This window comes from Rhodococcus sp. AW25M09 (assembly GCF_000333955.1).
In the GTDB taxonomy this organism is placed as follows: domain Bacteria; phylum Actinomycetota; class Actinomycetes; order Mycobacteriales; family Mycobacteriaceae; genus Rhodococcoides.
On the sequence record NZ_CAPS01000136.1, the window covers coordinates 1 to 10,055 of the forward strand.

General features: G+C 60.2%; 11 protein-coding genes. 9 read left to right on the forward strand and 2 right to left on the reverse strand.

The window, feature by feature from the left end; genetic code table 11:
• Positions 1–29: 29 nt before the first annotated feature.
• Complete coding sequence (locus RHODMAR_RS24910) at positions 30–875, reverse strand: IS3 family transposase (RefSeq protein ID WP_232433757.1); 846 nt, start codon at positions 873–875, stop codon at positions 30–32.
• A 44-nt stretch (positions 876–919) separates the two neighbouring features.
• A complete protein-coding gene (locus RHODMAR_RS29255) occupies positions 920–1,090 on the reverse strand; it encodes a hypothetical protein (protein ID WP_232433758.1) in 171 nt (56 codons plus the stop codon).
• Positions 1,091–1,449: 359 nt separating this feature from the next.
• Here RHODMAR_RS29255 and RHODMAR_RS24915 point away from each other — a divergent pair, with 359 nt between their 5' ends.
• The 9 genes from RHODMAR_RS24915 to RHODMAR_RS24955 all read left to right on the forward strand — a co-directional run bounded on the left by RHODMAR_RS24915 (position 1,450) and on the right by RHODMAR_RS24955 (position 9,898).
• Positions 1,450–2,208, forward strand: coding sequence for an MlaE family ABC transporter permease (locus RHODMAR_RS24915; protein WP_008720371.1), 759 nt, complete (start codon positions 1,450–1,452; stop codon positions 2,206–2,208).
• Between the two features lie 10 nt (positions 2,209–2,218).
• Positions 2,219–3,082, forward strand: coding sequence for an ABC transporter permease (locus RHODMAR_RS24920; protein ID WP_008720373.1), 864 nt, complete (start codon positions 2,219–2,221; stop codon positions 3,080–3,082).
• A gap of 8 nt (positions 3,083–3,090) precedes the next feature.
• Positions 3,091–4,128, forward strand: a complete 1,038-nt coding sequence (locus RHODMAR_RS24925; RefSeq protein WP_008720375.1) for an MlaD family protein — start codon at positions 3,091–3,093, stop codon at positions 4,126–4,128.
• Positions 4,125–5,132, forward strand: a complete 1,008-nt coding sequence (locus tag RHODMAR_RS24930) for an MlaD family protein (protein WP_008720376.1) — start codon at positions 4,125–4,127, stop codon at positions 5,130–5,132. The genes RHODMAR_RS24925 and RHODMAR_RS24930 overlap by 4 nt, the downstream gene beginning before the upstream one ends.
• A complete protein-coding gene (locus RHODMAR_RS24935) occupies positions 5,129–6,124 on the forward strand; it encodes an MlaD family protein (protein WP_008720377.1) in 996 nt (331 codons plus the stop codon). Before RHODMAR_RS24930 ends, RHODMAR_RS24935 begins: the two co-directional genes overlap by 4 nt.
• On the forward strand, positions 6,118–7,170 hold the full coding sequence (locus RHODMAR_RS24940) for an MlaD family protein (protein ID WP_008720378.1): 1,053 nt from the start codon (positions 6,118–6,120) through the stop codon (positions 7,168–7,170). Before RHODMAR_RS24935 ends, RHODMAR_RS24940 begins: the two co-directional genes overlap by 7 nt.
• On the forward strand, positions 7,170–8,207 hold the full coding sequence (locus RHODMAR_RS24945) for an MlaD family protein (protein WP_008720380.1): 1,038 nt from the start codon (positions 7,170–7,172) through the stop codon (positions 8,205–8,207). Before RHODMAR_RS24940 ends, RHODMAR_RS24945 begins: the two co-directional genes overlap by 1 nt.
• Positions 8,204–9,163: an MlaD family protein gene (locus RHODMAR_RS24950; protein ID WP_008720383.1), complete on the forward strand. Its 960-nt coding sequence runs from the start codon at positions 8,204–8,206 to the stop codon at positions 9,161–9,163. The genes RHODMAR_RS24945 and RHODMAR_RS24950 overlap by 4 nt, the downstream gene beginning before the upstream one ends.
• Positions 9,164–9,433: 270 nt before the next feature.
• Positions 9,434–9,898, forward strand: a complete 465-nt coding sequence (locus tag RHODMAR_RS24955) for a hypothetical protein (RefSeq protein ID WP_232433761.1) — start codon at positions 9,434–9,436, stop codon at positions 9,896–9,898.
• Positions 9,899–10,055 lie beyond the last annotated feature (157 nt).

A 10,055-nucleotide genomic window follows, 5' to 3' on the forward strand; every position in this document is an offset into this window, starting at 1 on the left:
CCGTGTTCTAGATCCACGGTGTGATTGATTCAGTCGACGTCGCAGCCGTCGACCGGTTGGTGGTTGTGGGTGCAGTGGGCAGCGTACGCCCCCGCAAGCGGGAGGGACCCCCAGGACGGCGTGAGGTAGCCGAGTGATGAGTGCCGGTGTCGATGGTTGTGGTCGTCCTTGAAGTCCTCGATCACCACCCTCGCTTCGAGCAAGCTCGTCCAGTGATTGCGGTTCAGGCATTCCTTCCGTAGCCGATTGTTGAACGATTCGATGTGTCCGTTGTTCCACGGCGTCCCCGGCGGAATGTAGGAGATACCGACCCGATCTCGGCAGAACTGTTGCAGCACATGAGAAATGAACTCTGGACCGTTGTCCATTCGCAGCACCAACGGTGGCCCGCCCCACAGCGCGAACGTCTTGTCGAGCTCGTCGGTCAGCCCTGCGCGGTGATCGAGCGCTCCACAATGTTCAACAGGGACTGCCGGGTGTGTTCGTCGATCATCGAAGGCGATCTTGATCGCCTTCCCATCGACGGTCGAATCGAACTGAAATTCCATAGCCCACACCACTTTCGGAGCATCTGCTTCGATCTGCGGGCAGGAGCTGATGCCGGCGCGTTTGCGCGGATGATAGATCCGAACCTGCAGACCCTCCTCCTTCCAGAGCCGGTGCACCTTCTTCTTGTTCACCGACAAGCCCTCGTCGTGCCTCAGATGCGCCCAGGCGCGACGGAAGCCGTACAGCGGATGCGAGCCTGCGTACGTCCGCAACGCGGCCCTCAGGGCTGCGTCGGGGTCCGCGGGTGTTTCGGCGATCGGTGTTCGTGCGTACGTGGAGCGGGCAAGCCCAACAGCTTTGCACGCCAGTCGTTTCGACAGACTCATGGTGTTCACGAGCACGTCGACGGCGCGGCGCTTGGCGGCTGGGCTCAGAATTTTCCAGTGCTACCTCCCGCAGTGCATCCTTCTCCAGCTCGGCCTCGGCGAGCAGCCGTTTGAGCTTGCCGTTCTGCTCGCGAAGCTCCTTTGAGTTCCTTCGCGGCATCGGTGTCCATCCCGGCGTACTGACGCCGCCAGTTGTACAACGTCGCCGCCGACACGCCGACACCTCGAGCTCCGCCGCGATCTCCTCCTGCGTCTTGCCCGCAGCGGTCAGTTCGTCGGCACGGCGCAGCTCGCGCACGATGTCCTCGGCAGAGTTGCGTTTCCGTCCAGCCATGTTTTCCATCGTCCTATCCGCCCAGCTCACGGGCAACAAGGCTCTAAATCGAGATGGCTCCGTTCACTTGGGGACACGCCAACCTCTCAGCTGATTAATTCGACGGAAGTTCCCGAAACCATGTACCAGGTACTGCGCGTACCTGATACTGTGCGAACACCTTATCGCGACGAGCTGCGCAGACAGAAGAGGAGAACCAGTATCTATACAGAAATTGCTGGTCGAGCGACAGCCAGTCTTGTGACCTTTGGAAATTCGATTGCCCTCGCCGGCCAGGCATTGCGGTGGGCCGTGCGCGATATTGTCACCGGACGGTTTCCGTTTCGGGAGGTTGTCACACAGACGTGGTTCGTCATCACCGTAACGACGTTGCCAGCGATCCTGGTCGCGATTCCGTTCGGCGTCATCGTCTCGGTGCAGGTCGGAAGTCTAACCCAGCAGGTCGGGGCCACATCTATCGCCGGAGCTGCCGGTGGACTCGGGATCATTCAGCAGGGGGCACCGATCGTCACCGCGCTCCTGCTCGGTGGTGCGGCAGGGTCGGCCATCGCCTCTGACCTTGGCGCACGCACCGTCCGTGAAGAAATCGATGCCATGGAGACGCTCGGACTCAATTCGACACGTCGACTCGTCGCACCTCGATTCGTCGCGGTTCTCATCGTCGCTCCGATGTTATGCATGCTCATCGTGTTTACCGGTCTCGTGGCAGGCTACATCCTTAGCGTCAACGTCCAGGGCATCACGCCGGGGAGCTACGTCGCATCGTTCGCATCGTTCGCATCATCGGCGGACATCCTTGTAGCGCTGATCAAGTCAGTGGTGTTCGGTCTCGTGGTCGTGACAATCGCGTGTCATCGGGGCCTGTCCACGAAAGGTGGCCCCAAAGGTGTGGCCACATCTGTCAACGCCACCGTGGTCCTAGGGGTAGTGGCGTGCTTCGTCATCAACGTGTTCATCACCCAACTGACCATCATGTTCGTCCCGCAGACCATCGGATGACGGAGAACACGTGACCGCAGTACCATCCACGCGTTATACTTTTGTTACTCGTCCGATCGTGCGTGCTGTGACACCCCTCGCTGAGGTCCCCGCGCAGCTCGGGCACATTACAACATTCACCATCGACACCGTCGCCGGAATTCGGCACGTCGCAACCACCTATCGACGACAGACGTTTTTATTCATACAGGAGTTTGCCTGGGGACGAGGCGCTGTACTGGTCGGCGGGGGTACCGCGATCGTGCTTGTGATTCTCGGAATGGCTGTCGGGGCGTCCATCGGCATCCAGGGCTACGCCTCGCTAGACCTGGTCGGGATGGGGTCTCTTACGGGATTCATTTCGTCATACGCCAACACTCGAGAGTTGGCACCGATGATCGCCGCGATCGGTTTCGCAGCCCAGGCCGGCTGTCGCCTCACTGCGGAAATAGGTTCGATGCGTATCGCCGAAGAGATCGATGCGCTCGAGTCGATGGCGGTGCGGCCGATTCCGTACATCGTCAGCACGCGTGTGGTCGCGGCGATCACTACCATCATCCCCCTCTACATCGTAACGCTGATACTCAGTTTCGGCGCGGCCAAGCTGGTCGTCATCCTTCTACACGGCCAGTCGGGTGGCACCTATGACTTCTATTTCGATGCGTTCCTCAAACCGCAGGATCTGGCGTTCTCAGTAATCAAGGTCCTCGTTTTCGTGGTGTCGGTCGTCATCATCCACAGCTACCAGGGTTACTACGCCAGCGGCGGAGCAGAAGGCGTCGGCCGCGCGTCTGGTCGAGCGATCCGCAGCAGTCTCATCATCATCGTCGTGGAGGACATGATCTTAACCCTGTTGATGTGGGGCTTCGATTCGGGCGTCAAGATTTCGGGCTAGGAGTTCAAGTGGCTGTATTTCAAGATCTATCAGGACGCGCGCCCTCACTGGCGAACTTGACCCTGCGCGGGATCGGGGTTCTCGTCGTAGTGACGGTTGCCGGCTATCTTCTGGCGGGCAACGCGACCGGAAAATATGAAGACAACACGACAGTGACGATCACCACCGACGCGGTTGGTGACGGGTTGAAGGGCGGATCGGAGGTGAAGTATCGGGGCTTCACGGTGGGCAAGGTGTCCTCGGTGTCGGGGCGCGACCAAAGTGTAAATGTGAAAATCGAGCTCACCGGAGTGAACGACGACATCCGGTTGCGTCAGGGCATGGCCGTGAATTACACGTCCGCCAGCGCGCTGGGGCCGACGGCACTGGAGATTGTCGACCCCGGGCGGGGAGTCCTCATCCGTGATGGCGGCAGCGTCTATGTGAGCAAGCTGCAGTCCGAACACACTTCGGTATCGACCCTGATTCGAAAACTCTCGAAGCTGGTCGATGCTCTCGATCAGCCGGCGTTCAATTCTGTGGTGAAGTTTGTCGTCGATGATTCCCAAACGTTTGCCGATGCCGGCCAGCTCATGTTCCAGATCGCGCAGCTCACTCGGGACGTTCAACAGCGGCCAGTGGGCCAGGATTTGGCGATCGCGGCAGACCTGTCCCAGGGCGTTGCCGACTTCATGACGCCGTTCGTTCCGGGCATCCTCATAAACGTCGACGTCGCTGACTTCTTCGCCACCGACGAGGCCATCAAACAGGCCACAGGCAACCTCAACAGCACCGGCGAGGTTCTGTTCGGGGGACTGGGAGGACTGTTGAGCGAAAACTACCCGGCGTTGAGTTCGGTACTGGACGTCGGCCTCGATCTGGCGAGGCCGGTCGCCAGATCGGCATCGGGACTCGCGCAGACCATTTACACCATCCCGCAGATCCTGGACAGCATCGACAACGCCACGCCGCAAGTCGGCGAGCGAGTACAACTTCTGGTCGCCCTGGTAGTGCAGACGTCACCTGCGCTGCAGAGCGCGCTTGCAGCAGGAGGACCGAGAAGATGAAGCTCAAGTCGTTAATTCCCACCATCGTCAAGATCGTCGCGTTCGCCGCAGTCATCGGCGTTCTCACCTACGTGATCATCGCCATCCTCGAACCCAGCTCGGACGGAGCGAGTTCTGAACGATCTGCGGTTTTCTCCGATGCATCTGGGCTCAAGCCTCGCGACGGTGTGCGTTTGGCGGGAGTAAAGGTCGGTTATGTGACGGCGATCGGCCTGAAAGGGCCCACCGCGGTCGTTCATTTCCAACTGAACAACGACGTCGCGATCACGTCGAGCACCACCGCCGCCGTGCGTTATCAGAATCTTCTCGGACAGCGATATGTCGAATTGATCGGTGCGGCACAGGGAAAGACACAGGGGGCGGCGCTCACACAGGTGGCGCTCGACAAGACCGTTCCCTCATTTGATGTGTCCACCTTGTTCAACGGGTTCAAGCCGGTGTTCGACACGCTTAACGCCGACGAGATCAATGAACTGCAGTCCAACTTGTTGCGCGTTGCTCAAGGTGATGGAAGGGGTATATCGCCTGTTCTGGAGCAGGTCGCCGACATCACCGCCTACGGGGACCAACGGTCTGAGATCATCACGAATATCGTGACGAGTCTCGGCCAGGTCTCCGACCAACTCGAAGGCCGCTCGGCGCAGCTGGTCGAGCTCGTCGACCAGCTGGGATCGATCGTCGACGCCTTCAGCCGCGTGAGTGACCGGTTGCGGGAGTCGCTGGGCGAGGTCAACCGGTCCATGGAGAAAACTGTCATCGCCGGGGAGCAACTTGAGTCAACGTACGACCAGAGTTTCGCGACGATCTATCAGCGTCTGAGGCGAGAACCCGGGGAGTTGGAGGGGCTGCTGAATGGCGCGGTACTGCTCAAGCCTCTAATGGACTCGCTGAACGCTTCGACGAAATCCACGCCGAGTGAGGCACGATGTTCGAAAGGCCTTCTGCCCCTGCCGGATACAGCTACGATTGCGCTTATGGGGCAACGATTGGTGGTGTGTAAGTGAGGTTGTTCAGTCGAAATCGACCGCATCACCAGTCCGAACGCAGACGCGACCTCATCGTCGCCGCTGTGGTGGTGGTGACCGTGGTGGTCGGTCTGGTAATCGCCGGGACCGTGTATATCGCACCGCCCGGCCAAAAGGTGTACTCGGCTCAACTGGTCAACACCGGAGGGCTGGAGTCGGGTGATCAGGTGCGTATAGCGGGGATAAGACAGGGAACGGTGTCGTCGGTGGACCTCGCGGGAACGTTTATCACAGTCGAATTTCGACTCGACGGCTCAGTGCCAGTCCGTTCGGATGCCACCGCAGCGGTTCGCCTGATCACGCCGATCGGCGGGCGAGTTCTCGATCTGGACCCAGGGTCAGGACCGACCTCGCTGTCGGGGGCGATCCCCCTTGTTCAGACATCGAGTACCTACGACATTTCGGACACGCTCGAGACGACGACGCCGGTGTTCCGCGATGTAAAGGGCGTCGATCTCCGTCAGACTGCGTCGCTGCTGCAGAATGCGTTCTCCGACGGCAACACAAACATTCCCGACGCACTGAGGAACACCAGCAGTTTGATGGAACTCTTAGAGCGACAGTACGGTCAGCTCGACAAAGCGGTCGCTCTATCCGATGAATACGTCAACGCTTTCGCCGATCAAAAACAGGTGCTGGTCGACTTTCTCCGTCAACTCAGCTTCCTTGCCAGTACGCTGGGACCTGATATCGAGAACGTCCGCGGCGGGTTCGACCTTCTCAGGCGTCTGTTCAAACTTCTCACGAGGCCGCTCGTGGCTTACAGCGATGGAATCGAACCGTCTGTCCAACAATACAAGACGCTCCTCGACAAGGTGTCGACAGAGCTTCCAGGCTACTCCGATGCCCTAACCCAGGTTGATCAGATCACTCAGCGCCTCGGCGTCCTCCTCCAGGCGCCGGTCGGTGCGTCGACTACCACAGAACCAGAGGTTCGTGTGTGCATTCCGAGTGGTGACGACAAATGTTGACTACATGGATCCGAAAACTGTTGCTCCTGATCGCCGTGGTGGTGGTTGTGGTGGTCGCTAGTGTGGAAATAGGGGGGAGGGTGTCCGACGACACGCGCTCCCTGTGTGCAGAGTTCACCGATGCATCGGGCCTCTTCGAAGGCAACCCAGTAGCCATGCTCGGCAAGAAGGTAGGCAGCGTCGTCGGGGTGCACCAGAATAGTGATCAGTCCGGTGTAAGGATCGACATGCGGATCGACAAGAGCGTTCTGCTGCCCGCCGACGTCGGCGCGACTCTGGTGTCGACATCCATCGTGACCGAACGTCAAATCGAGTTCACCAAGCCGTACTCTGATGGAGCCCGATACGAGACGGATCAGTGCATTCCGTTGAGTAAGACGAGAACCCCGCTGGGAATCAGTCAGACGCTCGACTCGATCAGCAACTTGTCCGAGGAACTGGTCAAGGACAACGGCAGGAACACCGACGCGATCTTGCAGTCCCTCGAGCTCGTCTCCCGCAATCTAGAAGGAACGCAGGGTGACGTGGCCGGGATCATCAAGGACTCTGCCACGCTCATCGACGACCCGGCAAAGCGGGATATGCAGATTCGCAGCATCGTCGGGAACCTCGCCGCACTGACGGGGGTGGCAACCGAGAACGACAAAGAGGTGACCGCCCTCTTCGACAACTTCGTAGGTGCCATCGAGGTCATCATCGCGTTCGGCCAGACCTTCGGCGCGGCAGTCGAGTACGCGGGGACGTTCGTTCCGATCCTCTCGAGGTTCGCAACGGATTTCGGTCCCCCGATATTCGCGATCGGTGATGCTGCCGTTCCGCTCATCGCCGACATGGGAGAGCAGCCGGACATGGTGGTAGCGATCGCAGCCCGCACGGCAGACCTCATCGTGAAACACCCCGATGCCAAGTCAATTGTGCAGGCGTTCGCAGTGTCGCTGCCTTTGCGAAGCCTGGTCGGTGGCTGCGCCGCGCCGGTGGCAAACGGAGTCTGCGGGTCCAGCGATGTATCGAGGACGATCGCAGGGATGATGGGGGGAGGGGCCTGATGATCTCGGTCAATCGCGCATGCTTCGGACCCATGGTGGTCGCACTGATGGCAACGATAGTTTTCGTGACGTCGTGTGGGATCAACGCCGACAATCCGCCGACGATAGCGACCTCCGACGCGGACGGTTACGACATCCAGATGGAGTTCACCAGCGCACTCAACTTGCCGGCCCTCGCAAAAGTTCTCTCGGGGGGAATCAGCGTCGGAGTCGTCGAAGATGTCACGTACGAGAACGGGCATGCGGTCGTGAAAGCTCGCATCGACAACACGACTCAGCTGCCGGGCGAATCGCGGGCTGAGCTGCGTCAGGACACTCTCCTTGGTGAGATCTACGTTGCCATCCTTCCCCCAGCCGAGCCGTCGACGGGTGCCTTGCTGCGGTCGGGTTCGGTGATCCCGTTGGCACGGACCGAGCCGGCAGCAAATGTCGAGGACGTCATGCGCGGGATGTCGAATGTCCTCGGCGGCGGTGAGCTCGACAAGATCCACACCGCGATCTCGACATTGAACACCACGTTCCCCAAGGATTTGCAGCAATTCGACGCCCTGTATCGGACAACGCTGGAGACCGTCTCGGAGGTCTCCTCGAATACCGACAAACTCGACGTAGTGTTGAGGTCGGCGGATCAGACTCTGAAAGTGATCTTGGACGATCCGTCGGGAATCGACCGGATGCTGACCAAGGGCGGACGCAACTTTTCTGGTCTCGGCTACTCCCTGATCGAGGTCGCGTTACTCATCGCCAACTTGCGTGATTTCGCTGTGTCCGCGGGCAGGATCGTGGATCCGGAGTACTTACGGATAAAGGAGTCAGTGGCCGGGATCGCCCCGGTGATCGATTCGATCGCCAACTCCGACATCTACTCGAAGTCCGTCACGGAGCGAGCAACGAGCGTCATCCGCGACAAACTCATTCCATTCGTGCGGTCGCCCGACATTAATCTCTCGGACATCTCCATCGATGGTCGGGACCTAGCGCGGCGTGACGCCGAATCCTTCATAACCGTGTTGAGATCAATCGGAATGATGCCGTGAACCGCAGCAGCACGCTCATATCGATACTGGCTCTCGCCGTCGTGTTCGTCGTAGGGCTCGGCTACCTCGTCGTCGGCGTGGCACACATCAACCCCACCCGCTCCGAGTACTCGTTAACCGCCATCATCGACAGTTCAGGCGGTCTGCTGGACACATCGCCGGTGATGGTGCGGGGGGTACCCGTCGGAAAGGTGTCCTCGATCAACGTCGCGGATTCGGCAATTAAGGTCGTGATGACGATCGATTCCGACCACAAGATCCCCCAGGACAGCGAGATGTCTATCCAGAATCTGTCGCTCGCGGGGGAACAGTACATCAACTTCGTGCCCGCGGGCACGGCCACCGGTGGGTACTTCGATAACGGAGACGTGGTGCCCGCGGACGCGGTGCACGTGTCGCAATCGGTTCCCCAGGTGTTGCCAAAGTTGGCTGCAGTGGCAGATGGGCTCGACCCGGAATCGATCGAGTCCATCAACAAGACCGTCGCCGAGGCCGTCGCCGGACGGCAGGAAGACCTCGACACGATCGGCGACATGATGCACCGTTTAGTCGATTTCGTCGGCAAAGATGGGTCCGTCCGGGTGACCGCGGACAACGCCGAGTTCCTGCTCGGCCTCTTGTCCAATGCCGGGGACGTCCTCAGTACGGCATCTGTGCGCACCCCTGACGCCGTGAACGGGCTGGCGCGGATTCAACGGGCGTTCATCAGGTTCACAACCACCTCGTACGACAAGTGGCCTCCCGTGTTGAAGCTTGTGGAAAAGCTCAACGGCTATATTCAGATCCTGCAGCCGGATCTGCTGACGATCACCCGGGCGGTGAAACCGGCGACCGAGAAGGTCGCGGACACATACGTCGACTTCGGGTCGATCGGCGACCTCCTCGGCCGAACTTTCCCGGCGTCGCGACCAGGTCGCGCCGAGGTCCCCGTCACCGTGTCGTCGCCGCCACGGTGACGACCCGTCCGCAAGCGACTGTCACCGTAAGTACACAGAAGGTCCCACATGACAAATGACGACCGAACGAAACCGCACCCCGAGCCCACTGAGGTCGAGGACAGCGCGGCAGCAGCGACGCCGGATGGCGATCTACTGCTGGACGAAAACGCCCCAGCCGCGTCCGCCGTAGCCACGGCTGGGGCTAGAGACAGCGACGTCGACCCCCCCTCGCCAGGTGGGCACCGCTGGTCAGCATTGCCGCGATCACGTGCCGTGGTGGTTTCGGCCGTGATCGTGGTGCTCGCTGTGCTGGCCGGCGTGTTCGCCTACCTCTACCTCGAGGCCGACGAAGCGAAGTCGGTATTGGAAAACGACGCCGCGCAACGGGCCGCCGCGGCGAAGGCCGCCTCGGATTACACGACCAGATCCCTGACCTACAGCTACCAGAACACCGACGCCTTTTTCGCGGCAGTCAAAGAGGACGCGGGTGAGGCGCTCGTCAAGCGGTACGACGAGGTTCGGCCGACGCTGACCCAGATTATCCAGCAGGCCCAGGTGCAGGCGTCGGGACGCGTTCTGGCCACCAGCGTCACCGGTGACGCCGACGGAGAATACACGGTGATGGTCTTCGCGAGCCAGAAGACGCAGAACGTGCAGAATCCACAACCGAGTGAACTGCCGACATTGTTGAAGGTGGTCGTGGCGAAAACCGCCCAGGGCTGGCAGATTCAGGACTATAGCCCAGCTGAATGAGACGGCTGCTCCGCAGAAGGAGTTCCACGAAGAGCAAGATGCAGGACGGTACTCATTCTTCGACGCGGTCGCAGATGTCGGAGATGTCGGCGGGGTCGACGCCGGTGAGGAGTTGGGTGATCTCTTCGGGTGGCGGGTGCCCCTCGATCGGGTCAGT

What these genes read in the sequence shown, in the direction of transcription:
- RHODMAR_RS24910 (WP_232433757.1), bottom strand. Translation starts at nt 875, where the DNA reads ATGAGTCTGTCGAAACGACTGGCGTGCAAAGCTGTTGGGCTTGCCCGC.
- RHODMAR_RS24930 (WP_008720376.1), top strand. Translation starts at nt 4,125, where the DNA reads ATGAAGCTCAAGTCGTTAATTCCCACCATCGTCAAGATCGTCGCGTTC.
- RHODMAR_RS24940 (WP_008720378.1), top strand. Translation starts at nt 6,118, where the DNA reads ATGTTGACTACATGGATCCGAAAACTGTTGCTCCTGATCGCCGTGGTG.
- RHODMAR_RS24945 (WP_008720380.1), top strand. Translation starts at nt 7,170, where the DNA reads ATGATCTCGGTCAATCGCGCATGCTTCGGACCCATGGTGGTCGCACTG.